General features: G+C 37.7%; 19 protein-coding genes and 1 pseudogene. 14 read left to right on the top strand and 6 right to left on the bottom strand.

The genetic code is table 11. The annotated features are described in order from the left end of the window. The first annotated feature begins 2 nt into the window (after window positions 1-2). Window positions 3-473: a DUF6884 domain-containing protein gene (locus tag HYB91_RS10835; protein WP_002676746.1), complete on the top strand. Its 471-nt coding sequence runs from the start codon at window positions 3-5 to the stop codon at window positions 471-473. After that, a complete protein-coding gene (locus HYB91_RS10830; RefSeq protein WP_002676747.1) occupies window positions 442-999 on the top strand; it encodes a GIY-YIG nuclease family protein in 558 nt (185 codons plus the stop codon). The genes HYB91_RS10835 and HYB91_RS10830 overlap by 32 nt, the downstream gene beginning before the upstream one ends. A gap of 107 nt (window positions 1,000-1,106) precedes the next feature. Here HYB91_RS10830 and HYB91_RS10825 read toward each other — a convergent pair whose 3' ends face one another. Together HYB91_RS10825 and HYB91_RS10820 are read right to left on the bottom strand one after the other, a co-directional pair. Next, window positions 1,107-2,123 (bottom strand): ABC transporter substrate-binding protein, encoded by a 1,017-nt coding sequence (locus tag HYB91_RS10825; protein ID WP_002676748.1) that lies wholly within the window; start codon window positions 2,121-2,123, stop codon window positions 1,107-1,109. A gap of 349 nt (window positions 2,124-2,472) precedes the next feature. After that, window positions 2,473-3,120 carry a TetR/AcrR family transcriptional regulator gene (locus tag HYB91_RS10820; RefSeq protein ID WP_002676749.1) on the bottom strand — a complete coding sequence of 216 codons (648 nt, stop codon included), beginning with the start codon at window positions 3,118-3,120 and terminating at the stop codon, window positions 2,473-2,475. A gap of 201 nt (window positions 3,121-3,321) precedes the next feature. On the opposite strand from HYB91_RS10820, the gene HYB91_RS10815 reads away from it, so the two are divergent. The 6 genes from HYB91_RS10815 to HYB91_RS10790 are packed head-to-tail and all read left to right on the top strand — an operon-like array spanning window position 3,322 to window position 10,106. Beyond that, entirely contained in the window at window positions 3,322-4,284 is a 963-nt protein-coding gene (locus HYB91_RS10815; RefSeq protein WP_002676750.1) for an ABC transporter permease, read from the top strand. Between the two features lie 11 nt (window positions 4,285-4,295). Further along, window positions 4,296-5,150: an ABC transporter permease gene (locus HYB91_RS10810; protein WP_002676751.1), complete on the top strand. Its 855-nt coding sequence runs from the start codon at window positions 4,296-4,298 to the stop codon at window positions 5,148-5,150. Window positions 5,151-5,152: 2 nt separating this feature from the next. Then, on the top strand, window positions 5,153-6,121 hold the full coding sequence (locus HYB91_RS10805; RefSeq protein WP_002676752.1) for an ABC transporter ATP-binding protein: 969 nt from the start codon (window positions 5,153-5,155) through the stop codon (window positions 6,119-6,121). After that, window positions 6,118-7,095 carry an oligopeptide/dipeptide ABC transporter ATP-binding protein gene (locus HYB91_RS10800; RefSeq protein WP_002676754.1) on the top strand — a complete coding sequence of 326 codons (978 nt, stop codon included), beginning with the start codon at window positions 6,118-6,120 and terminating at the stop codon, window positions 7,093-7,095. Before HYB91_RS10805 ends, HYB91_RS10800 begins: the two co-directional genes overlap by 4 nt. A gap of 18 nt (window positions 7,096-7,113) precedes the next feature. Continuing rightward, window positions 7,114-8,697, top strand: coding sequence for an ABC transporter substrate-binding protein (locus HYB91_RS10795; protein WP_002676755.1), 1,584 nt, complete (start codon window positions 7,114-7,116; stop codon window positions 8,695-8,697). Window positions 8,698-8,714: 17 nt separating this feature from the next. After that, the gene (locus HYB91_RS10790) at window positions 8,715-10,106 is read left to right on the top strand and encodes a M14 family zinc carboxypeptidase (RefSeq protein WP_002676756.1); all 1,392 of its coding nucleotides are present in this window, start codon (window positions 8,715-8,717) and stop codon (window positions 10,104-10,106) included. 67 nt (window positions 10,107-10,173) lie between these two features. Here HYB91_RS10790 and HYB91_RS10785 read toward each other — a convergent pair whose 3' ends face one another. Continuing rightward, window positions 10,174-11,094, bottom strand: coding sequence for a selenium metabolism-associated LysR family transcriptional regulator (locus tag HYB91_RS10785; RefSeq protein ID WP_002676757.1), 921 nt, complete (start codon window positions 11,092-11,094; stop codon window positions 10,174-10,176). A gap of 33 nt (window positions 11,095-11,127) precedes the next feature. Further along, the gene (locus HYB91_RS10780; RefSeq protein WP_002676758.1) at window positions 11,128-13,521 is read right to left on the bottom strand and encodes an adenylate/guanylate cyclase domain-containing protein; all 2,394 of its coding nucleotides are present in this window, start codon (window positions 13,519-13,521) and stop codon (window positions 11,128-11,130) included. Window positions 13,522-13,812: 291 nt separating this feature from the next. Here HYB91_RS10780 and HYB91_RS13030 point away from each other — a divergent pair. The 3 genes and pseudogenes from HYB91_RS13030 (at window position 13,813) to HYB91_RS10760 (ending at window position 18,012) form a co-directional block, all read left to right on the top strand. Beyond that, a pseudogene (locus HYB91_RS13030) lies at window positions 13,813-14,429 on the top strand (PD-(D/E)XK nuclease family transposase). Window positions 14,430-14,611: 182 nt separating this feature from the next. Further along, entirely contained in the window at window positions 14,612-16,264 is a 1,653-nt protein-coding gene (locus HYB91_RS10765; protein ID WP_256489020.1) for a major outer sheath protein Msp, read from the top strand. A 128-nt stretch (window positions 16,265-16,392) separates the two neighbouring features. Then, window positions 16,393-18,012, top strand: coding sequence for an ATP-binding protein (locus HYB91_RS10760; protein ID WP_253719514.1), 1,620 nt, complete (start codon window positions 16,393-16,395; stop codon window positions 18,010-18,012). A gap of 111 nt (window positions 18,013-18,123) precedes the next feature. On the opposite strand, the gene gltA is transcribed toward HYB91_RS10760, so the two are convergent. Next, entirely contained in the window at window positions 18,124-19,635 is a 1,512-nt protein-coding gene (gene gltA / locus HYB91_RS10755) for an NADPH-dependent glutamate synthase (RefSeq protein ID WP_002666101.1), read from the bottom strand. 13 nt (window positions 19,636-19,648) lie between these two features. Then, window positions 19,649-20,485, bottom strand: a complete 837-nt coding sequence (locus HYB91_RS10750; protein ID WP_002676763.1) for a sulfide/dihydroorotate dehydrogenase-like FAD/NAD-binding protein — start codon at window positions 20,483-20,485, stop codon at window positions 19,649-19,651. Between the two features lie 254 nt (window positions 20,486-20,739). Here HYB91_RS10750 and HYB91_RS10745 point away from each other — a divergent pair, with 254 nt between their 5' ends. The 3 genes from HYB91_RS10745 to HYB91_RS10735 are packed head-to-tail and all read left to right on the top strand — an operon-like array spanning window position 20,740 to window position 24,177. Next, the gene (locus tag HYB91_RS10745; protein WP_002676764.1) at window positions 20,740-21,216 is read left to right on the top strand and encodes a hypothetical protein; all 477 of its coding nucleotides are present in this window, start codon (window positions 20,740-20,742) and stop codon (window positions 21,214-21,216) included. Then, window positions 21,216-22,082 (top strand): M48 family metalloprotease, encoded by an 867-nt coding sequence (locus tag HYB91_RS10740; RefSeq protein ID WP_253719513.1) that lies wholly within the window; start codon window positions 21,216-21,218, stop codon window positions 22,080-22,082. The genes HYB91_RS10745 and HYB91_RS10740 overlap by 1 nt, the downstream gene beginning before the upstream one ends. Before the next feature lie 10 nt (window positions 22,083-22,092). Further along, on the top strand, window positions 22,093-24,177 hold the full coding sequence (locus HYB91_RS10735; RefSeq protein ID WP_253719512.1) for a CHASE2 domain-containing protein: 2,085 nt from the start codon (window positions 22,093-22,095) through the stop codon (window positions 24,175-24,177). Window position 24,178: the final 1 nt, after the last annotated feature.

The following is a 24,178-nucleotide window of genomic DNA, read 5'->3' as shown; positions in this document are numbered from 1 at the left end:
TTATGGGTAAAATAATTGGGTTAATTGCTTGCAGCAGTACTAAATTAGGAAAAGACAGCCCTGCCGAAAAATATTTGGCGAAAGATATATATAAGGGGCACACTTTTATTCTTTCAAAAGAAGAGGGATTAAAAAAGTACAAATGTGAAGAATGGTATATTCTATCAGGAAAATACGGACTATTAGATAAAGATGAATATATTTCATATTATAATCTTTATTTGGGAAAACAATCGGCAGAATATAAAAAGAAATGGGCGGAAGATGTGTTGAATAAATTAAAATCAAAGTATGAGTTAAAAAACGATATATTCTATATTTTTGGAGGTAAATCATACTATGAGTATTTAATACCTCATTTAAACTGTGTTGTTTTTAGTTATAAAAATAGTAATTGTATTGATTTGGATAAAAAAAACGAATATAGGAATGGAAAGCCTCATGATAGTAAAAGCGATAGAATTAAGAAATAAAGAAAATTTACAAAAGATAAAAAAAGTACCGGGATATTATAAATGGTGGGCAAAACGAACTGAATTAGATGTTATCTTAACAGAACTTAATGTCAAATTTGATGATGTAAAATCCTCAATTGAAACAAAGTCGGGAATGTTTTGCATATATGTCGGTATTGCCGTAAACGAACCTGTTGTAGACAGATTGAATTGGCATGTCAATGATAAACATACTGCTAACAGAGTAAAATATAGAATATTATCTACCCTTAGACAAAGTATAGCCAGTATAGTTGCTCATAATCAGTATGATAAAGAAGCTACGGATAATTTTATTGATAAATTGGAAGTGGAATATTTTTTTAATGATAATCCGATAAAATCTAGTGATGCAAACTCTGAATTGACAGGGATTGAAAAGCAGTTATTAAAAGAGCATTTTATAGTTTTAAATATCAAAGGAAATAATCATCCTTGCGCAAAAGAAATAAAAAAAGAATTAAAACGGCTTAGAAAAATAAGTAAAGATACGGCTATAGCTTGAAAAAAATTATAAAAAAATCTAAAATCAAGATAAATGCATCGAAGAAAGGTATTTTATAAAAAAACTAATCACCGATTTTTATATTAAACCGGTGATTAGCCTTTGTTTTAGTTTTTCGATCTTAACGAAGCAAATTTATCTAAGATTCTTTGTCTGTCTTTTCCAAAGCTGCTTAAATCTTCCTTTATAAGTTTATCTTTCGGCAAGCCTAATGAAAGCCCCTTAATGCCTGGCTTTACAATTTGAGCTGAATCTTTTCCGTCAAGCCTTGCGATAATTTCCTGAGCTTCTTTTGTAAGCATAAAGTCGATAAAAGCCTTTGCCGCATCGAGATTCGGACATGATTTAAAGATTGCAGTTCCTTCCGGTACCCACGGAATTCCGTCTTCGGGATATACTACAGTTAAGTTTTTATCGTCGGCAATTTTAAAAGCCTTTCCGTCGGCAGGAATAATGCCCACTGCAAATTCGCCTTGGGCTGTTTTTTCTTGCGGATCCTTTCCTCTCTTTCCCAAAAAAGGAATATTTGCGTTTAACTTTTCCCAATAAGCCCAGCCTTTTTCTTCGCCGAAAAGATCGAGTAAACCTTTTACTGCTCCATAGCTTGTACCCGAAATTGCAGGGTCACTCATAATAACTTCTCCCTTATATTTGGGATCGGCAAGCTCTGCCCATGTTTTGGGCATGGGAAGTTTTTTCTCGGCTAAGACATCCTTATTTCCGATAAAGCCTACAACGGTAATTCCTTTTGCAATCCAAGCTCCGTCAGGGTCCTTATATCGAGCCGGGATATCTTTTGAGTTGGGAGAAACATAGTTTTCCAAAAGTCCGTCGGTCTTTACTGCCATAAAGGCATCAAGTCCGCCTCCGAACCAAACATCGGCCATGGACTTTCCTTCTGCCCTTGTTCTTGCTAAAACTTCTCCGCTCGACATCGAAAGAAATTCAACTTTTACGTTTGTTTTTGCAGTAAATGCATCAAAGAGTTCCTTGTAAGCACTTGTTGCAACCACGTTCAATGTTTTTCCCGAAAGTTCCTTTGATTCTTTTTCGGAAGAACCGGCTGCAAACACAAGGGTACTTGCAAGCAATAAAAATAGTGCAGCAAAAATAATTTTTTTCATTTTGCCCTCCAAAATTATAATTAGATATTTCAAGATACTATGATATTGCAAAAGAGTCAATATAAATTTTAATAAATTAATAAAATTCCTAATATATCTATTGACTATTTAGTCTTTATATAGGATTATAGATTTTTTTCTGCTGAGCTTCAGCCAAGCTGTCAAAGCCCTTAGGCAAATTGTTCATAATCATACTCCAAAATGATTTAGATTGAGTAACTCTATATTTATTATAATATATTAATATTTATTAAAAAAAATTACAAGTGGTTGAGGTAAATATATAAAATTTTATTGTTATGTTTGAGCAGTTTCGTTTAAAAACTCATTACGGTAGTTTGAGATATTTTTATAATATAATCTCACTTTTTATTGCATTTTTAGAATATTTTTGCTTATAGTATTTTTCGGATAATATACCCGGTAAAATTACCGTTTGATAATAAGTTGTTTTTCTACTAAAGAAATCTTCCTTATCCGTGATTTTATTCTCTTTTATGTATAACATAAAACTGAACATTGAGGTAATTATTATGTGGTAAGCTATATTTGCCTTAATATTCGGATTAAGCTGCGCCTTTTGCTGCATTTCGGTAAGCTCATCAAGAATTGAGCGGTAAAGCTGCTTTGCATGCCCTCTAAAATAAAATTTGTACAGTACGTCTTCGGGAACATTCAACCATGAAGTACTGAAATCTATCTCTTCCTGCGTCAAAATTTCATGCAGATCAAGCAGTTTCGCCGGATAAAAAAAAGACGCATTCCGCCTTTTTTCCTCTTCAAAAATTTTTTTTTCTATCTCAGAGAAGAAAAATAGGTACATTTCCGCCTTATCATCAAAATATTTATAAAAACTCCCTATTGATATGTCCATCTCTTTTACTAAATCTCTTATCGAAATAGATTCATAATCTTTTTTTATAAACATATTATATATAGTTTTACGTAATTTTTCTTTCCGTTCATCGGATAATTTTAAAAAAGTGGATTTAGGCATTTTTTCTGGGATTCTCCAATAATTTGATATACGTTTGACATTAGCTAACATTGTATAATAATTTAGGAAAAAAAGCAATATTTTTATTTTTTTTGTTGACAGCCATTTAAAACCGTGTTATACTTTTCTTAAAGTGAACATGTTCACTATGCATTATAGGAATGTGATTGTTTTAAGATTTTTTTATGAGTAGGTGGCTTAATGAAAAAGTATATTTTGAAAAGGAGTTTTTCAGCTTTTATAACGATTATTGTCGTTTTTACCATTAATTTTATAATTATTAATATTGCCCCCGGCAATCCCATTAAGACTATGATGGGAAAAGAAACCGATAATATTGAACAAACTAAAGCTCTTGAAGAAAAATATGGCTTAAACAAGCCCCTATATGAGCAATATTTCCGATATTTAAAAAACATTTCAACAGGAGATTTAGGAATTTCAATTATATACAATAAACCCGTTTCAAAAATGATTTTAGAGAAAATAGGGCCTACAATCCTTCTTGTACTTACAGCTGCAGTTATATCGCTTCTTCTTGGTACAGCTATGGGAATAGTCGCTGCTCGGAAAGAAGGAGGTTTTATTGATGTAAGCTTATCTGGTATAAACTATGTTTTAAACGCTTTACCGTCTTTTTGGCTGGCATTAATGCTGATTATTTTATTTTCTACAAAATTGAAATGGCTGCCGACATTCGGAATGACCGATCCCAGAGCAGGATATACCGGAATTAAATATATAAAAGATGTAATTATCCACCTAATTTTACCTATAACAACTTTAGTCTTGATAGAGCTTCCGTTGTATTTTCGAATTGCGAAGTCTTCGGTTCTACAGGTAACAAATGAAGATTTTATTATGACATTAAGAGCTGCGGGTATGAATGAAAAAAAGATTTTTAGAAAATATATTTTTAAAAATGCGATTTTACCTACAATTACCGTTTTCGGCATATCGTTGGCATATTTAATTACAGGTGTAGCTCTTATCGAAATTGTTTTTGCATGGCCGGGAACGGGAAGGCTTGTATTAAATGCCATTAATCAAAGAGATTATCCCGTTTTAATGGGTATTTATCTCATTATGAGTATTGCAATTGCTGTTATGATGATGGTTGTAGATATTGTGTATGCAATAGTAGATCCCAGAATCAGATACTAAGGAGATGAATTATGAAAATCGAAAAAATACGGGAACTTTGTAAAGCTGCTTATTCTGACAAGCAAATGAGGCTGGGACTTATCTGTCTTTTAATATTGCTGATAATCATATCGTTTGCTCCTCAAATTGCAAATTTTAATCCCTATGAATACGGGAATGATATTCTATCCGGCTTAGGAAAAAACGGACATATTTTAGGAACCAACCATATGGGACAAGACGTTTTCAGTATGATTATTTACGGCACAGCGACATCATTAAAAGTTGCTATCATTTCAGCCTTAATATCGGGAATCCTAGGTGTAATAATCGGAGGGATAGCAGGATTTTTTGGAGGCAAGGTAGATCAAATAATATCCGAATGTATAAATATTTTTATGATGCTCCCCACCTTCTTTTTGATTCTATTGATTATAGCTCTTTTCGGGAGCAGCATTTATAATGTCATGGTAGTTATCGGAATAACAACATGGCCGAGTAATGCAAAACTAATGCGGGCTCAAGCCCTTTCAATACGGGAACGCACATATGTTAAGTCAGCAAAAGCTCTCGGAGAAAACAACAGACAAATTTTATTTAAATATATTATTCCTAACGGCATTTTTCCTGTGATTGCAAATACTACGGTAGGAATGTCCAATGCTATTTTAACGGAAGCGGGCCTTTCTTTTCTAGGATTGGGAGATCCGAATATTATCTCGTGGGGACAAATGATATATCAGGGAAAGCCATATATCACAACCGCATGGTGGATATCGACATTTGCAGGGATAGGGATCGTAGTAACGGTAACTACATTTTATCTTTTAGGTGACGGATTAAATCACATCCTAAACCCGAAAAACATATCAAGCGGAGGCAGGTAAACATGGAAACCGTTTTAAATGTAGAAAAAATAAACATCACATATAGAAACAAACATAAAAGCGTGTATGCGGTAAAAGATATTTCGTTTATGCTGAATCAAGGAGATTCGCTGGGAATTGTAGGTGAATCCGGTTCCGGAAAATCCACATTAGCTATGGGGCTTTTAAAGTTATTGCCCGCCCGCAGTACAGCTATTACAGGATGCGTCGAATTCGATAAAAAAAATTTATTGGAATTAACCGACCGGCAATATAACGAACTGCGATGGAAAGAAATCTCTGTTGTGTTTCAAAAATCAATGAATGCATTAAGTCCTGTACATAGAATCAGCGTACAAATAGAAGACATTTACCGCGTACATTATCCAGACACTCCGTCCCAGAAAATTAAAGAGAGGGCATTATATTTATTTTCACTGGTTAATCTTTCCAGCCGTGTTTATAATTTATATCCTCATGAGCTAAGCGGCGGAATGCTGCAGCGCATATCGATTGCAATCAGTCTATTGTTTTCGCCTAAGCTCTTAATTTTAGATGAAGCTACGACGGCTCTGGACACGGTTACACAGGGACAAATATTGGATGAAATAGTTAAGCTCGAAGCCGAAATGAATATGACTCGTATTATGATTACTCATGATATAAGTGTTGTTTCGCAATCATGTAATAAAGTAGGAATTATGTATGCAGGAGAATTAATGGAAATAGGAGCTACGGAAACCGTTTTAAAATATCCGAAACATCCTTATACCAAAGCGCTTATAGAATCCTTTCCCTCCTTGTACGGAGAAAAAAAACCGCTTAAATCCATAGAAGGGTTTATTCCCGATTTATCGCAGCAATACAAAGGATGCATTTTTGCTCCGCGTTGTAAGAATGCAATGGATATATGCAAATCCCATAAACCTCAGAAAACCGAATTTAAAGACGGGGATGTGTATTGTCATCTTTATGAGGAGGCGGCAAAATGAAAGAATTTATCAGTATTCAAAATATAAAAAAATTTTATCCGGTAAAAAAAGGAAAATCATTATTTACAAAAAGCCGTTCATTTGTTAAAGCTCTTGATAATATCAACTTGGAATTAAAACAAGGAGAAATTCTGGGTTTAATCGGCGAAAGCGGCTGCGGAAAATCTACATTAGGAAGAATATTAAGCCGCTTGGAAGAGCCGACGGACGGTGATGTATATATAGACGGACTTTCAACAAAGCAGATAATGAAAAACGACTCTAAAGGTTTTAGAAGATTAGTGCAAATTATATTTCAAAACCCGTATGATTCCTTTACACCGAAAAATACCATAGAAGAAATATTGTTGCGTCCGTTAAAAATACACAATATTGCAGAAAATGATGCTGAAAGAAAAAAGATTCTCATAACGGAATTGGAAAACGGAGGCTTACATCCTGCTGCCGATTTTTTAAAACGATATCCGCATCAATTATCTGGCGGCCAATTACAAAGAATTTCGATTATACGCGCAATGCTATTAAAACCGCAATTTATAATTGCCGATGAACCCGTTTCAATGCTGGATGTATCGGTTAGGGCAGATATTATAAATATGCTTCTTAATTTAAAAAAGCAATATAATGCAACTATTGTCTTTATCAGCCATGATATAAGTTTAACTCGGTATATTTCGGATAAAATTGCTGTTATGTACTTAGGGCGAATTGTAGAATATGGAGATGCTGATGATATAATCAAAAATCCCAAACATCCGTATACAAAAGTTTTAATATCAAACTGCGGTTCATCCGACCCTACGGAAAAAACCGAAAAAATTTTTATACAAGGAGAGCCGCCAACTCCGATTGATCCGAAAGATATGTGTTATTTTGCACCGAGGTGTTTTATGGCGACGGATGAATGTTTCGGTTCTTATCCGGATACTAAAAAATTGTATGAAGGGCACATTGCTGCTTGTCATAAATTATAAACAATAGGAGAGAAGAAAATGAAAAAAAGAATTGCAATGCTGCTTATGGCAGCGGTCTTGACGGTTACTGTATTGGTAATTTCATGCAGTAAGGATGAGGCAGAAATGGGAACCGGTGGAAAAACAACGGAAAAAACTACCCTCATTGTAGGAGCCGGCGGCGATCCGATGAGTTGGAATCCGGACAGCTTGCCCGATGACAACGGGTATCCGATTTTCCAAAATATATTCAATCGGTTGGTCAAATTGGACGCATCAAAAAATATTATACCCGATTTGGCCGAATCGTGGGATATTTCACCCGACGGAAAAGAGATAACGTTTTATCTTCATACGGCTGAATGGCATGACGGAAAACCTGTAACGGCCGATGATGTAAAATACACATTTGATTATATTGCAAAGAAAAATACATACTTGTTATATTCACGGCTTCAAATTATTGACGAAATAGTTGTAAAAGACAGTAAGACAGTTGTGTTTAAATTAAAAGTTCCTGATGTATCGCTTGTGGCAAATCTCGGTTGGTATGCGTCATTTGTTCTTCCGAAGCATATTTTTGATAACGGACAGGAATGGGAAGATAATATTGCAGCCAAAGAAAAGCCGATAGGTTCGGGGCCCTTTAAACTCTTAAAATTTAAACAAGGGGAATCGGTTACACTTGAAGCAAATAAAAACTATTTTATGGGAGCCCCGAAAATAGACAATGTAATTTTTACAATAATTCCCGATAGTGCTACAGCAGTACAAGCTCTTGTAAACGGCGAAATAGATGTATTGGAAAATATACCGGCAGCAAATAATAGAGAACTTTTAGCAAATCCTCAGCTTAGACTGGTATTCAATGAATATCCGTCGCCGATGAGAATTATCTTTAATATGAGGAATGAAAAAGTTAAGGATGTAAATTTAAGAAGGGCGATTGCAAGTGCAATAAATAAAAAAGAAATTTCCGATAAAATTTTCGACGGAGTACAAAAGCCTGAATATGCTATGTATCCTCAATTTATAAAATGGGTAAGCAATACGGAAAATGTATCTCCTCAATTTAACATTGATGCCGCAAGAAAAATTTTACAGGATGCCGGATACAAGGCTGATAAAGACGGATTTTTTGTACGCGGTTTGCAAATAGAAGTTTTTGAGGGAGGCGGATATCCCGATGCTGCAAAATTAATGCAGGCAACACTTGCAAAAGCCGGTATTGAATTAAAGGTAAACGTATCTGAATATAATGCATGGTCGGATAAAGTAGGGGCAAATAGAGATTTTATACTGGAACTACAAGGCGGCTTTATGGGGCCTGATCCGGCAGCTCTTTATTCCAGATATGGTACTGATGAATCAAATAATTGGAGCGGGTATTCCAATATAAAGTTTGATGAGCTATGTAAAAAAGGTTTGACTGTAGGTAATAAAGAAGAACGAGCTGCAATTTATAAAGAAGCCCAAAAAATTTTAGCCGAAGATTTACCTTTTATTCCTATAGTAGGGTTTGCATCCTACGATGCAAATTCAGTAAATTTTAAAAATTTACCTATAGACGGAACAGGAAAATGGGGTTGGCAAGAATATACATTTACTGAAAAAGTGAAATAACAGGGAAGGGTAATCAAGTGAATAAAATATTTGAAGATGTTATCAACCGGGTACCCGATTATAAAGAGTTTATGACCGTCGATGAAATGAATTCGGCAAGTAAAGCCCTTGCAAAAAAATATCCTGATATAGTGGAAGAGTTCGAATTCGGGACGACTAGAGACGGTGATAAGATCATAGGTTTAAAAATAGGAAAAGGAAGGCAAAATGCTCTTGTTTTCGGCCTCCCTCATCCGAATGAACCTATCGGTACTATGATGTTGGATTATTTTACAAAAGAATTGGCTGAAAATAACAAATTGCGGGATGAACTGAATTACACGTGGTATATTGTAAAAGCTTGGGATTCCGACGGGACCAGACTGAACGAGGGCTGGTTTAAGGGGCCGTTTACGCTTTATAACTACGCAAGAAATTTTTTTAGGCCTGCAGGTCATCAACAAGTGGATTGGACATTCCCGATAGAGTACAAGGAATTGAAATTTACCGATTCCATTCCTGAAACTGTTGCAATGATGCATCTAATCGATAAAATTAAACCTCGATTCATTTATTCGCTTCATAACGCAGGATTTGGCGGGGTCTACTGGTATTTATCGCGCGATATTCCGAAAGTATATGCCGGCTTAAAAGAAGCGGCAAAAAAACAAAATGTACCGCTGAATTTGGGGGAACCTGAGGCTCCATACTGCAAGGCCTTTGCCCCTGCAATTTATAAAGAACTCGGTATTCGCGATAATTACGATTACTTGGAAAAATACGGTGTAAAAGATATTCCGAAAGCAATCGGTGTCGGGACATGCAGCGCAGACTATGCCGGGGAAAAGTATAAATCTTTTACAATGTTGACTGAACTTCCGTATTTTTATAGCGAAAAGATTATTGACCTATCGGACAGCGGAGAAAACCGAGGTGAGATAGTGAGAAAATCTTTAGAAGAAAACAGAAAAAGCGAAGCGTTCATTTTGGATTCTTTAAAAAAGACAAGGAAGTATATGGCAAAAAATAATCCGTTTTTACTTGCCTTGGATGCTTTTACAGGAAGAAAGGATGATTATGAAGCTGCCGTTAAGATGACTTACGAAGATGAAAATTATAGTAAAAAGAATGCTACGGTTGCAGAAAAATTTGACAATGAATGGATTAAAAAATTTTATAAGATGCTGTCTTTCGGCCTTTTAACAAGAGCCAATGAAACAGAGCTTTTTAAAATGAGAAAAGCAAAGGAGGAAAATAAAGAAAAAGAAAAAGCTTTATCTAATGAATTTAACGCAGCGGAAAAGAAACTCCAGGTATTAAGCGACGAATTGGAAGCCAATATTAAGTATAGTGTTGTCCCCATTAAAAAGCTGGTATCCATACAGTTGGAATGCGGTTTGCTCGTTGCCGAATATTTAAAAAACGTATAAGTAAAAATATCTGAAAGGGCCGTCTAAAAAATTGAGTTGCTATCGCTTTTAGACAGCCCTTTCACTGTCAAGTAGTTTTTTCTTCAATCGTTGTTTTTACCTTAAAACATTCCGTGCAGTTTAAAAAATCTTTGATATGGCTTGCGTAGTTTATTTTTTTATTCCATACCAGATAGATATTGCGGTATTGGTGGGGAACATCACCCAGCTCAAAGGCTATCAACTTTTTATTTTTTACCATGTCTTCAACTGCTATTCTCGATATAAAAGATGTACCCAGTCCTTCTGCAGTCAATTGCTTGATGACCTCAGTGTCGTTTATCGAGGCGCTTATATTTATCGAATCTAAATCTATCTTTTGCGATTTTAAAATCAGCTCCATATTTTGCTTAACTGCCGAGCCTGCTTCACGGATAATAAAGGGTTCTTCGGCAATACGCTTTAAGTTGGGATTTGATTTTTTCAGCTTTTGGTAATAGGAATTATTCGCACTTATAAATACGAATTCATCTTTATAAATTGGAAGAAACTCGCAGTTTTCATCTTCTATCTTCATTCCGACGATGCCTATATCGACGGTATTCAGTGAAACCTTTTTTATTGTTTCAAGGCTGTTTTTTTCTTCAACCTTTATATAAATGTCGGGATGCTTTTTTTTAAACTCTCTCACTATTGAAGGAAGAAGGTACCCTGCCGGAATGGTGGATGCTCCTATGGTTATAACCTTCCTTTCAGGATGGATAAATTTTTCTATTATTTTGTCCCTTTCGGCGAGAATGTTCTTTGCTTCGTTGTAAAGTTTATTTCCTGCCTCGGTTAATTTTAGTTCTCGGGTAGAACGCAAAAAGAGGGGAGTATCGAGCTCTTCTTCAAGCTGCTTTAAGGTAAGGCTGACTGTGGGCTGCGATATGTTCAACTCGCTTGCAGTAGTGGAAAAGCTTAAATTTTCTACAAGTTTGATAAATATCTCAAGTTGTTTAAATTCCATGAAGACTCCTTTTCGGTGTAAACTGAGCCGATTTTATTTTACGTTCATTACAAAAACGCCGCTCCATTTTGGCTTCGGCGGAGAAACTTGATAGTGGGTAACTCTTCTTAAAAAGACTTTAGAGGGTGCATCATTATACTTTTCTGCACATTCAGAAAAATACTTTTCGGCGTGCTTCCATTTTCTTTTTCTATAGTAAGAAAGTCCCGTTTCAAATAATTTTTTTATATCATAAAGTTTTTCGGTTGTAAGTTTCTCGGTAGGCTGAAGGATTTCGTAAATACGTACAGCTTCCGTTTTTCCCTTAACTGCAATAAAATCGAGTTCTCTGCAAATAAAATCTTTGCTTAAATTTTTATAAACCTCTTCCGATATAATCGACTTTGAGCCGTATTCTTTGTTTGCACCTTCAAGACGGGCTGCAAGATTTACCGTGTCTCCTATGGATGTAAAATCTTTGCGTGTTTTTGAGCCGACGGGGCCGAATACTACGGGCCCCGAATTAATACCGATTCCTACTGAAACCAAGGCAGAGCCTTCTTTTAAAGCTGCCTTCTGTTCTCTCCTCATTGCCTTGCGTATTTCCATAGCGGCCTTACATGCATTGATTTCTTTTTTAGGTCCTGAGAAAAAGGCCATAATTTCATCGCCGACGTACTTATCTACATCTCCACCGTTTTCGAAGATTATCTTTGTTTCGATATCGAGATATCGGTTTAAAATATTGATGACCTCACGAGGCTGCATATTTTCACACATGCTTGTAAAACCTCTTATATCGGTAAACAAGAAACAGAGGTCTCTTGTGGCGCTTTTACTTGAAAGATTTTTTTCTGCATTTTGAATAGTATGAAAAGATACATAGGGTAAAATTCCGCGAATAAGTGAGATAATATTTTTTAACTCTATTGAAAGAGTTTTTATTTCGTCATGGGTTTTGATGTTTTCTTCAAAAATAAGCCGGTCGGCTTCAACTGCAGCATTGCTCGAAATCATTCCGCGTAAAATATTTGCAGTTTTTCGTATATTTCCACATAAGAAAATAATCGGATTTGCAATAAAGTCCGCCAAAAAAAGAACGATGATTATAGAAGCATAGAAAAATACAGCCGAAATTGAAAACACAAATACCTTTGCTTGAAAATAAGGGCGGTCTAGAATTTCTTTAAGATATGTAACAACGGAAAAGCCTACAAGTCTTTGGCCCTCCTTGCGGGTAAAGGTTACGGGATAGATATAAAGGCAGGTTCCATTATCCTCCCTGTAAATAGGAGTGCTGACTGTGGCTTCATTGTTGAAATGTTTTATATAAAGGGCTGCTTCCTCAGGACTTATGTTCTTTTCTTCATCAGAGATAAGACGTACCTGCCCTGCGGCTGTAGTATAAGAAAATACGTCAAAAAAAGGCAGTTCGGTAGATTCATCAATTTCTTCAAGAAAAACAGGCTGTTTATTGCTTGTGGTTATTATATCAACCCTTTGAAAGGGGAAGGGCGAAGATAGATTGGTTTTTCTTATTCCTTCGATGAAGGCGTTGATTTTAGCGTGAAGACCGTCCGAAAAGCTGTATATGGCTGCGACCTGCTCGGCTTGGCTTTTTCCTGTCGTGTTGACATTTTGGGTGAGAAGCATGTTATAGTTTCTCAAATCCGTGTAAATAAAGGTTGAAAGAATCACTAATATGGTAAAAATAATAACTATTGTAATTTTTATTTTTATATGCGACCTTTTTTTTCTGTTTTTAAAACGGGTTATGTATTGTTTTAATAGCTTATCTATAGAAAAAGCTTCTTCTTGTATGGGTTCGGGATTATTTTTTAGTGATTTTTCTTTTTGTTTTTTTAATTTGTCGGCTATTCGTTTGTTTAACAGTTCTTCCTTGCTTTCCTCTTCTTTTAGCAGGCGTTTATATTCAACATATGATTCGTTTTGCCTTTTTATGGAAATTATGCCGTGTGCTATCAAGAAAGCATGAAAGATAAGGGCTATAAAAAAAGCAAAATATGTAAGGGGACTCAGAGAATAGAACCATCTGGGAGTGTTTGCAAATAAATTCATGCCGGAAATCGAGGCTGAAAGATAAAGGCTTATAGGCACTAAAGCCGAAAAATAAACAATTTTTGAGGATATTCTTGTTTGAAAAATAGATACAAAGATGATTATAAATGCTATAGGCAATAAAAACAGCAATAAGCTGCTTACATAAAAAAAGTTTAAACCGCTTTGTATAAGGTTCGAAAATAATACCGTCATAGGGTAAAGATTTACCGCTTTCTGCGAGGTATTAAACAAGTCCATTTTAGTCATACTGAACGGCAAAACCATAAGTCCTGCAAGAATTATAAGAGAAGCTATTTTTACCGTATCGGGGTGAACATAAATTTTTTTTATCCGGTTAAGGAATTTATCTAGGTCCTTTATCATCATAGATAATAGTTTACACACTAAATGCTTTTTGTCAATACAATGCTTTAGGGGAGGGAAGACACTTTTTCGGATAAAAGTTTCTTCCCTCCCCTATAACCCCACCCATCTTCAAAAGAACCGCTTAGGGCTCTGCCCTAAGAACCCGCATTGTTACCAGAGTTTTAGTCAATTCTTTAATTGAGTTTAAAAGCAATAGAAATTTTACCATTTATTGCAAACTTTGCATACAATAATTATGAAAAGGGGGGAATTTTTCTTCCTTTAAAAAAAATTATTAACGAGGCTTAATTTATGGAAAAATTGTTTAAAATAACTTTACGCAACGACTATGCTTTTAAAAGAGTCTTCGGCACTGAGGAAAACAAGGACGTACTACAGGATTTACTGGAATGTATAGAAAACATAAAACAAGGTCAAGACTATTGTAAAATCTTTAGTCGAATGCTATTATAATAATGGTAATACGCTTTAATATATCAAAAGTTAAGAAGGGGTTTCCAAAGGGAGCTCCCTTTGGCAGACGGAAAAGATAGGAGGGGTTATAGGGGAGGAAAGAAAACCTGTTCTGTCGGGTTGTCTTTCCTCCCCTAATTGATTGGGAGGTGAGGGAGATGTTAGAACAAGAATCGCCGATGATGAAAAAGGCAAATGAGGCTATTACAATAATGGAAATGAGCCCTAGAGATAAATGGCTTTATGAGTCCCGCATGAAATATGAACACGATAGGGCATCATGCATAAGTGAAGGTTATCAACGAGGTATTGAAAAAGGTCTCCAGCAAGGTTTCTCCGACGGGGCCTATCAAAAAGCACTTGAAACGGCAAAGCTTATGATTTCTCATCAATATCCTATTTCTGAAATTTGCCTTATGACAGGTTTAACTCAAGAAGAAATCGAAAAGTTATAATTAATTAGGTGGATAAATAAATTATTCATTGTTTTTGTTGTTAATATGCCGAAAAAAGGCAAAGAAATTAGAAAAATTATAAAAAAAATGCGAATTTTGTGTAACTTTTTTGTATTTTTGCTTGACAAGTGATTTTGGCTGTGTTACAATAATGGCAAACAAATAACAAGGAGGAATTTTTTATGAAAAAAATTCTGGCGATTTTGATGATTTTGGTGCTCGTGGGCGGAGTTGCTTTTGCTCAACTTACACCTCAAGTTACAGCAAAGGCTTCTGTGAACTGGGGAATTGACTTTGGCGCAGGAAGGAATGCAAAGGCTCAACATGGTTTTAAGAATCTTTTGGATGCAAAGGTCGTAATCCCTCTTTACATGGGTACTTTAAACTCAAAGACCGAAGGTGACGTTCGCATGAACTTTGATCTTGGTGTAAACTTAGCTTACAGATTCTATGACCAGTTGTCAAATAGTGCATCACCCCATTTTGCTTGGGATTCGGATGCCGAGTTTAAACTCTGGAGAAAAACATTAAGCGATATGTCTGCATCTATTCATTTCTTCGGCGGTTACATGAATGTTTACGGACGACCTGACTTCTCTACAAACTATGCCCAGATTTGGTCACCTATCCGCGACAATGGTGTAGCATGGGGCCCTGAAACCTCAGGCGATATCACTGGTTTTGGTACAAAACTCGGTTATGCAAGCGATGACCTTGCAGGAACAGGGCTTAAATTTGATGCCGGCTTAAAATTCGGATCAAACGGTTCATGGGACGCTAAGGGAACAGCATCCCAAGATAAGTTTAAGGTTGTAACCTTAAAAGATGGCGACAAACTAATTGCCGGTGCTACATATCATAAACAAAATGGTTACAATGAAGAAGGTAAACCTGTGTATGCTCTCGCAAGTACTACTTTCACAGGTGCTGTTGACCCTGCCACAGGTCTTCCTACCGTAGGTGCTGGTGAAGGCGGAAAATATTTGGTAAAGACAGCGTCTGCTGCAACCGGTCCCGCAGCAAACAAATATGCTTTCGGGCTTGATTTAAGCTTAGGTTACGATAAGTGGGTTACGCTTGATTTCGGTATCAATGCAACTTTTGATAACGTTAAGGACTTTGGAAAGGCCGGTGTTCATGAAGATGTTGCAGCAGGATCAAATCCGGATAAGCCGTATTTAGGTATGGGATTCAAACTCGGATCAAAGCCTGTTGACGGTCTTGCTCTAACCTTAGCCATGGATGCTTTAACAAATGTAGGCACGGATTCAAAGGTAGCTTTTGATCTTCGCTTTGATGCTTCTTATAAGTGGGTAGCTCTTGGTGCCTATTTCGGTAATGATTTGTCTGCTTATGCCGGAAAAGACAAGAACAATAAGGCTATTGGTGATATGGCAGCAATGATTGCCTTTAAATCAGCAGCTTCAGGAGATACGAATTTTGTTGAAGGTTTGGCATTTGGCGTAGACTTCAGACTTAACCATCTCTTAAGCGCAATTCCCACCGGTGATAAATCTACATTACCTATGGGTATAAGTGCTTGGGTAAACTACAAGTATGCTCTTACAGATTCAATGTGGGTAAAGCCCTATGCTAACTTCTGGGGTGAAACCAACAGAAAATCTATAGATGCTAGCAAAACCGATAAGTTCTTCGGTGTTGCCTATAAGGTTGGTGCTACATTCTCTCCTGCAGAGAAAATTGAAATTGACACCTACTGGTCACAGGGTAAACTTTCCTGGAATAAATATGAAGGTACTGAAGGTATGATTAGCGCTCCTGCTTTTGATGCACACAATGGTACTTTTGTAATCGGTGTTAAAGTTATCTACTAATCTATACCTAGTATAGTTTAAAACCCGCCGCAAGGCGGGTTTTTTTGTGTCTAATAGACTCTGCTGCTATTCTCAAAACATTGAATAATCATGCATCTTATGCTATAATCGGTTTTAGGAGGCTTAAAATGGATTTTGATTTTTCGCGCAAGATACCGATAGGTATTCAAAGTTTTGAAGATTTACGCAGAAAAAACTTTTTATATGTAGATAAAACTCTATATGCTTTTAAGCTGGCCAACTTAGGGAAGGTATACTTTTTAAGCCGTCCCCGCCGCTTTGGAAAAAGTCTTTTTCTCTCGACTCTCAAGGCCTATTTTTTAGGGCAAAAAGAGCTTTTTAAGGGCTTGTACATCGAAAAGGCTGAAGAAAAGCGGGCCGAAATCGAAAAAAACGAAGCATGGGGTGAGTATCCTGTTTTCTACTTGGATTTTAATGTGGGTCGATATGACTTGGATGGTGCTCTTGCTGAAAGTTTAGACTACTTTTTAAAAAAAGAAGAAAAAATCTACAGGCTAAAAAACGAAGGCGATTCTTTCGGAAAACGTTTTCAGTCACTCATAGAAACCGCCTACAATAAAACCGGCAAGCAGGCGGTTATTCTTGTGGACGAATATGATAAGCCTTTTTTACAAACAATGGGTGTAAACGAGGCTCTAAATGAAGAATACCGCAATACTCTTAAAGCCTTTTATTCTGTAATAAAAACTTGCGACCAATATATCCGCTTTGCTTTTTTGACGGGAGTTACAAAGTTCAGTAAGGTAAGTATCTCTAGCGACTTAAATAATCTGCAAGATATAAGTATGCTCAATGACTATGCTGAAATATGCGGATTGACTCAAGCCGAGATAGAAAAAACCTTTAAGCCTGAAATAGAAAGACTGGCGAAGAACACCAAAAACAGCTATGATAAAATGCTTGAAGAATTAAAAAAGCGGTACGACGGCTATAAGTTCAGTGTTTTAGGAGAATCTGTCTATAACCCATTTAGCATATTAAATACTTTCAACTCCGGTGAATTAAAAAACTATTGGTTTGCAACAGGCACACCAACCTTTTTGGTAAATTATCTAAAAGATGCTCATTATAATATTCCAGACTTAGATGGAAAGGTAGAGCTTGATGAGTCCATGCTGAATGAATATAGAGCCGATGCAAAAGACCCCATACCTATACTTTTTCAATCGGGTTATTTAACGATAAAAGAATACATAGAAGAAGTTAATATGTATCGCTTAGGCTTTCCGAATGATGAGGTACGTTATAGCTTTTTAGAAAATCTTGTACCTGCCTATTCTTCGCTTAGACCCGATGAAACCGGAGTTTCAATATGGAAGTTTGTAGAGGATATCCGGGCCGGGAATGTGGATGATTTTATGGATAGGATGCAGGCTATAATAGCCGGTGTGCCTTACAATAATCTTCCAAAAGATAAACTTAAATTGAGGGAGCAAAACTACCAGACTGCCGTTTACCTAATCTTTAAACTTATGGGGCAATTTGTGCAAACGGAAATACACTGTTTAAAAGGCAGAGCCGATTGTATAGTGCACACTAAAGATTCCATATACATCTTTGAGTTTAAGTTGATGAGTGCAGGTACGGCAGAAGATGCAATAGTCCAAATAAAAGAAAATGGCTATGCCGCTCAATTTAAGACAAGCAGCAAAAAGATAATTCTGATAGGTTCGAGTTTTAATGAGGAGGAAAGGACTATCGGCGAATGGAAGACGGAAGAACTTTAAGCTATTAAAAATCTGTAAGAAGGAAAATTTATAGAAAAATCATAAAACAAAAAAGCTGCCCAAGCATTTGAACTTGGACAGCTTTTTAATTATCGGTTTAAAGTAAAAGACTTATTTTGTCTTTAAATATTCGTTAATTGCGGCTGCGGCTTTTCGGCCTTCACCCATTGCAAGAATTACGGTAGCAGCACCTAAAACAATGTCGCCGCCTGCCCAAACTCCCTCGATTGAGGTTTTTTGGTTTTCGTCAACAACGATATTTCCTTTTTTGGTAACTTCCAAGCCGTGACTTGTTTGAGCCATAAGGGGGTTTGAGTCGTTTCCGAGGGCAACAATTACGGCATCTACCTTTATTTGATGCTCGGTCCCGGGCTTTGCTACAGGCTTTCTTCTGCCGGATTCATCGGGTTCGCCCAATTCATAGTCTAAAACTTCTATTGCACAAACCTTTCCTTCTTTATCTCCGATTATTCTTGTGGGGTTTTGAAGGAAGCAGAACTCTACGCCTTCTTCCTCGGCGTGGGCAACTTCTTCGATTCGGGCCGGCATTTCTGCACGGGTTCGTCGGTAGATACAGTAAACCTTCTTACAGCCAAGGCGGTAGCCCATTCTTGCAGCATCCATAGCAACGTTTCCGCCTCCGATTACGGCCAAGGTTTCAGCCTCATAAAGAGGAGTATCGGAGTGTTCTGCATCATAGGCTTTCATAAGGTTGGCCCGTGTCAGGTATTCGTTTGCACTAAAAACACCGATTAGGTTTTCGCCTTCAATTCCCATAAATTTGGGAAGACCGGCACCGGTTCCGATAAAGGCGGCATCATATCCGTCTTCTTTTAAAAGCTGCTCAAGGGTTTCGGTTCTTCCTACCAAGAAGTTGGTTTTGAATTCAACGCCCATCTTTTCGAGGTTTTCGACTTCCTTTGCAACGATTTCTTTCGGCAAGCGGAATTCGGGGATTCCGTAAACCATAACGCCGCCTGTTTTGTGGAAGGCTTCAAAGACGGTTACCGAGTGGCCTTCCCTGCGGACATCTGCTGCAACGGTCAAACCGGCAGGGCCTGAACCGATGATAGCAACTTTTTTTCCGGTTTCGGGAGCAACGGGCGGAATGGTAATCTTATTATTGTTTCTTTCCCAGTCGGCGACAAAGCGTTCAAGACGGCCGATGGCTACAGCCTGTTCCGTGGATTTGAGCATCTTACCTACAGTACAAAAAGCTTGGCACTGCTTTTCTTGAGGACAAACGCGTCCGCAAATTGCAGGTAAGAGGTTTGTTGTTTTTATAATATCGACAGCCTTTTTATAATCGCCTTTTTGGATTTCGGCAATAAATTCGGGAATCGGTATACCTACGGGGCAGCCTTTAACGCAGGGCTTGTTTTTGCAGTTTAAGCATCTTTCCGCCTCAATGCGGGCCTGTTCATCGGTGTAGCCCATGGCAACCTCATTCATCAATGAGGCTCTTTTATGGGGATCGAGGGTCGGCATTTCCTGAATAGGAATCTGAGCCCTTTCTTTAGGGGTTAAGGTTTTGCCCTTTAAATCGGCCCAAAGCTGTTTGGCCCGATCTGAAAGCTCTTCATGGGTTACATGTTTATGACATTCTTTATTTATATTTTCCATATTTTTCCGCTCCTTAATTAAAAATACCGGACTTGCACTTATGCCTATCCTGATCTTCGCGTCCGCGGAAGGCCTTCATTCTCATCATCATATTATCGAAGTCAACCTTGTGGGCGTCGAATTCGGGGCCGTCAACACATACGAACTTGATTTGATTGTCTACGGTTACACGGCAGCCGCCGCACATTCCCGTACCGTCAATCATAATCGTGTTAAGTGAAACCGTTGTTTTTATTCCGAATGGACGGGTGGTTTCGGCACAGAATTTCATCATTATGGGCGGGCCTATTGCAAAAACTTCATCGGGAGGAGTTTGACTTTCACAGAGTTCTTTTAAAGGTACGGTTACAAGAGCTTTTCTTCCATAAGAACCGTCATCGGTTGTAATGATGAGCTCATCGGCGATAGCTTTCATTTCATCTTCAAAAACGATTAGATCCTTGTTTCTTGCTCCGATGATAACTATGAGCTTGTTACCTGCCTTTTTAAAGGCTTGAGCTATAGGATACATTGGGGCAACACCAATACCTCCGCAGACACAGGCAACGGTTCCACACTTTGTGATGTGGGAGGGGCGTCCAAGAGGGCCTAAAATTGCAGCGATAGAATCACCTACGTTTTTATTGCAAAGTTTGATGGTTGTGGCTCCTACGGCCTGAATAACGAGGGCGATCCAGCCTTCTTCGGCATTTGCATCGGCAATTGTGAGAGGAACTCTTTCACCGAAGTTGGTATCTATTTGAACGATTACAAACTGTCCCGGATGCCTGTTTTTTGCGATTTCCGGTGCTTCAACGCGCAAATAAAAAACCTCAGGCGAATATTGCCGTTTTTCAAGTATTTTGTGCATAATCATACTCCTTAAGGTTTATAATCTATAAAAAAATAATGATTTAAGATGTTAGACAAGTCTTCAAATCAATGATAACCTTAACAGGTTATTATATCAAAATTCAAAAAATCTTGCAACAGGCAGGAATTTGATTTGTCAATACACCATAGAAATGTCCCACGGAAATGAATTTCACTAAAAACTGCCGATAATAAAAACTGGACAAGCGGCTTTTTTTGTGATACAATTTTCACATTAAGAAGGAGGTTTTTATGAAAAAATCTAAGATATTGTGTTTACTTATGTTTTTTGTTGTTTTGGGAATACTGACGGCGGAAAAATCCTCTAAAAAAATGTATGTGAATATAAAAGAGACTTGGATAAAATCCGATTCAGGTTTTTTTGCTAAAGACCTTGTGAGGGTAAGGTACGGGGATCAGGTATATCTTTTAGAAGAAAAAGGAAAATGGATGAAGGTTTCTCCCGTTTCAAACCCGAACATTGTAGGCTGGCTTCCGAAGGCAAATCTTACAAAGAAAAAAATAGTCGGCTCTTTTGATAAAAAAACTTCTGCAGAAGCAAAGGAGTTGTCACTTGCAGGAAAGGGACTAACTGAAGGTTCTGGTTCAGAGTTTTCGTCCTCAGGTAAAAAAAATTATGCGGCAGTTGACAGCGTTGAAGGCATAAAGGTAAACCCGGCGGATTTGAGCTTTTTTATTAAAGAAGGCTTATTAAAGGACGGTGAATAATGAAGAAAAAATTCGGATTATTTGTAATTATAAGTTTAATACCGGTAGTTGTTCTATCTTGTGCCCTATTGGGAAGTTTAGATGATCCTCTTGCTTTTACAAAAAATGCTATTGATGCTGCAGCCCCTATTGTTGAAGCCTCGAAGCCTATTGAAAATGAGGAAGAGTATTATATAGGCAGGGAAGTGGCTGCCATTATTTTAAGCAATTATAAACTCTACAGGAACAAGCCATTGGAAAACTATCTTAACTTGATCTGTATGACCTTGGTTTTGAATTCCGACGTACCTGAATCCTATAACGGCTATCATGTTGCGATATTGGATACGGACGAAATAAATGCCTTTGCAACACCCGGCGGTCATGTGCTGGTTACCAAGGGGCTATTGTCTTGTGCGGATTCCGAAGATGCTCTTGCCGGTGTCATAGCCCATGAGCTTGGGCACATTCAACTAAAGCACGGTATAGGAGCCATTAAGGCTAATAGAATAACGGCTGCCGCTGTAGAAAGTTCGGCAACAATGGCTGTAGGCTCCGATAAAAAAACAGAGCTTAAATTTTTAGAAGATGCATCAAAAGAAATCGTAACAACCTTGGTAAATTCAGGTTATTCTAAAAGCCAAGAATATGATGCAGACCGTTTTGCCGTCAAGCTGATGGCAAAGGCGGGATATGATCCCAAGGCTATGACCGAGATGCTTAAAATTATGAATGAAAAACAGAAACATGACAGTAGAGGCTTCGGCAAAACTCACCCATCAGCCGTTTCCCGTATAAAATCCGTAGAAAAGGAATCGAAAAAGCTTGCAGGTGACTATAACCGTCCAGCGAGGCTTAACCGCTATCAAAAGAACAAACTGAAATAAGGAAAAAATTATGAAGAAAATACGAAGGCTGTTTTTTATTTCCATCCCGGTTTTTTTCATTGTGCTTTTTTTTATTTATTTGGGAGTTTTTAAGCAGGCGGAATATTTTTTTTATGATGACAGAATGAATAGGACGGCTTCTTATTTTTCTCCCTCCGATGAGATTGTTTTAGTTTTGGTAGATCAAAAAAGCTTAAACTATGCAGCTTCCGAAAGGGGGTGGACGTGGCCTTGGCCTCGTGAAGCCTATGCCGAGATAGTCGATTTTTTTTCAGGCGGCGGAGCAAAGTCGGTTGCCTTTGATATGCTTTTTACGGAGCCTTCTTCCTATGGGAATGCGGACGATAAAAAATTTGCTGATGCGTCAAAGGAAAGCGGCATAGTTATTCAAACCGTTTTTTTTGACAGGGTTCAAGGGAATACACAAAGCTGGCCTGACAGTGCGCCTAAGCCTGAACAGTTAAGTAAAAATGGATTAGGCCCTGCTAAGGAATTACCCGGTATTTTTCCTATAGAAGAAATTGCTTCGTCTGCCGGACTTATAGGGAATGTAAACAGCCTTTCCGATTCTGACGGAACTATCAGACGTGCCCGTCTTTTTTATTCGTGGAAAAATTATAAGATTCCTACTCTGGGAGTTGCTTCTTATTTTGTGGGTGGGAATGAAGATGAGGCCTTGCCTGAGGAGCTTAATCTCCGCTTTACAAAAAGTATTGATGATTATTTGCCTTACAGTGCAGGCGATATTTTAAAGGCACAAGCCGACATAAGGGCGGGTAGGGAAAGCGAACTCCGGCCTGAAGATTTTGAAGACATGTATGTTTTTTTCGGGCTCTATGCTCCCGGCCTTTTTGATATTTGTCAAACCCCCGTTTCCGCTTCATACCCGGGAGTCGGCATTCATATAACTCTTTTAGATAATATTCTTTCGGATAATAGGATTGTAGAAACAGGCTTTTTGATTAATGCTTTAATTATTTTAATTTGTATTATTCTTGCAGGCTTGCCTGAAATTTTTTCGGAAAAAATAAAATCCAGAACTGCTTCGATAATTGTAAATACTGTGAGCTTTTTGGTTTTTGTTGCCCTCTATCTTTTTATCGCATATTATCTATTCCGTTTAGGAATTGCGATACCCGCGGCTTCGGTGCTTGCCGGAATGGTCTTATCTTTTGTTGCCTCCCTCGCAGTCAGTTACATGGTTGAAGGAAAACAAAGACGTTATTTAAAAAATGCCTTTAAGCAGTATTTAAGCCCTGCCGTTATTGAACAGTTGATTGCCGACCCATCCCAATTAAAGCTCGGCGGGGAGCGTAAAGAAATATCGATTTTCTTTTCGGACTTGCAAGGTTTTACTTCAATCTCGGAGAGTTTAACCCCTGAGGCCCTTACCGAGCTTTTAAACGATTATCTTTCGGATATGAGTAAAATTATCTTGGATTCGGGCGGTACAATCGACAAGTATGAAGGTGATGCTATAATCGCTTTTTGGAATGCTCCTGCACGAGTGGAACATCATGCCCGTTCTGCCTTAGAAGCGGCTTGGGCTTGTCAAAAAAAACTTGAAGAAAGGCGTGCCGATTTTGAAAACCGGGCTCAAGGCAAGCCCTTTAAAATGAGAATAGGGCTGAATACAGGCTTTGCCATCGTCGGCAATATGGGCTCGGTAAGCCGCTTCGATTATACAATGTTGGGTGATTCGGTAAACTTGGCCGCCCGCCTGGAAGGCTTAAATAAGCAATTCGGTTCTTACACAATGTGCGCTGAGGCCGCAAAAAAACAAGCTGAAGAAAGCGGCACAGTTCTAAAATTTAGAGAGCTTGCCCGCGCCGCAGTTGTGGGAAAATCCGAACCCGTAGTTGTTTATGAAGTCATGGACAAAAAAACTTATAACGAAAAAAAAGCCTTGCTCGATTCCTTTAGTAGAGGTTTAAAAGAATTCTATGCCGGAAACTTTAAAGAAGCCTTAAATATTTTTGCTCAAACGGAAGAAGCCGATCCTCCTTCAAAGCACTATGCAGAAAAATGTAAAACCCTTATTTCCCAAAAACCTGAAGGCGAGTGGCTGGGCATTTGGAAGGCCGATACAAAATAAA

It is taken from the genome of Treponema sp. B152 (genome assembly GCF_024181665.1).
Lineage (GTDB): Bacteria > Spirochaetota > Spirochaetia > Treponematales > Treponemataceae > Treponema_B > Treponema_B denticola.
The sequence above is the reverse complement of the archived record's forward strand: the minus strand, read 5'-3'. Positions and strand labels throughout refer to the sequence as shown.

What these genes read in the sequence shown, in the direction of transcription:
- HYB91_RS10835 (WP_002676746.1), top strand. Translation starts at nt 3, where the DNA reads ATGGGTAAAATAATTGGGTTAATTGCTTGCAGCAGTACTAAATTAGGA.
- HYB91_RS10830 (WP_002676747.1), top strand. Translation starts at nt 442, where the DNA reads ATGATAGTAAAAGCGATAGAATTAAGAAATAAAGAAAATTTACAAAAG.
- HYB91_RS10825 (WP_002676748.1), bottom strand. Translation starts at nt 2,123, where the DNA reads ATGAAAAAAATTATTTTTGCTGCACTATTTTTATTGCTTGCAAGTACC.
- HYB91_RS10820 (WP_002676749.1), bottom strand. Translation starts at nt 3,120, where the DNA reads ATGCCTAAATCCACTTTTTTAAAATTATCCGATGAACGGAAAGAAAAA.
- HYB91_RS10815 (WP_002676750.1), top strand. Translation starts at nt 3,322, where the DNA reads ATGAAAAAGTATATTTTGAAAAGGAGTTTTTCAGCTTTTATAACGATT.
- HYB91_RS10810 (WP_002676751.1), top strand. Translation starts at nt 4,296, where the DNA reads ATGAAAATCGAAAAAATACGGGAACTTTGTAAAGCTGCTTATTCTGAC.
- HYB91_RS10805 (WP_002676752.1), top strand. Translation starts at nt 5,153, where the DNA reads ATGGAAACCGTTTTAAATGTAGAAAAAATAAACATCACATATAGAAAC.
- HYB91_RS10800 (WP_002676754.1), top strand. Translation starts at nt 6,118, where the DNA reads ATGAAAGAATTTATCAGTATTCAAAATATAAAAAAATTTTATCCGGTA.
- HYB91_RS10795 (WP_002676755.1), top strand. Translation starts at nt 7,114, where the DNA reads ATGAAAAAAAGAATTGCAATGCTGCTTATGGCAGCGGTCTTGACGGTT.
- HYB91_RS10785 (WP_002676757.1), bottom strand. Translation starts at nt 11,094, where the DNA reads ATGGAATTTAAACAACTTGAGATATTTATCAAACTTGTAGAAAATTTA.
- HYB91_RS10780 (WP_002676758.1), bottom strand. Translation starts at nt 13,521, where the DNA reads ATGATGATAAAGGACCTAGATAAATTCCTTAACCGGATAAAAAAAATT.
- HYB91_RS10765 (WP_256489020.1), top strand. Translation starts at nt 14,612, where the DNA reads ATGAAAAAAATTCTGGCGATTTTGATGATTTTGGTGCTCGTGGGCGGA.
- HYB91_RS10760 (WP_253719514.1), top strand. Translation starts at nt 16,393, where the DNA reads ATGGATTTTGATTTTTCGCGCAAGATACCGATAGGTATTCAAAGTTTT.
- gltA (WP_002666101.1), bottom strand. Translation starts at nt 19,635, where the DNA reads ATGGAAAATATAAATAAAGAATGTCATAAACATGTAACCCATGAAGAG.
- HYB91_RS10750 (WP_002676763.1), bottom strand. Translation starts at nt 20,485, where the DNA reads ATGCACAAAATACTTGAAAAACGGCAATATTCGCCTGAGGTTTTTTAT.
- HYB91_RS10745 (WP_002676764.1), top strand. Translation starts at nt 20,740, where the DNA reads ATGAAAAAATCTAAGATATTGTGTTTACTTATGTTTTTTGTTGTTTTG.
- HYB91_RS10740 (WP_253719513.1), top strand. Translation starts at nt 21,216, where the DNA reads ATGAAGAAAAAATTCGGATTATTTGTAATTATAAGTTTAATACCGGTA.
- HYB91_RS10735 (WP_253719512.1), top strand. Translation starts at nt 22,093, where the DNA reads ATGAAGAAAATACGAAGGCTGTTTTTTATTTCCATCCCGGTTTTTTTC.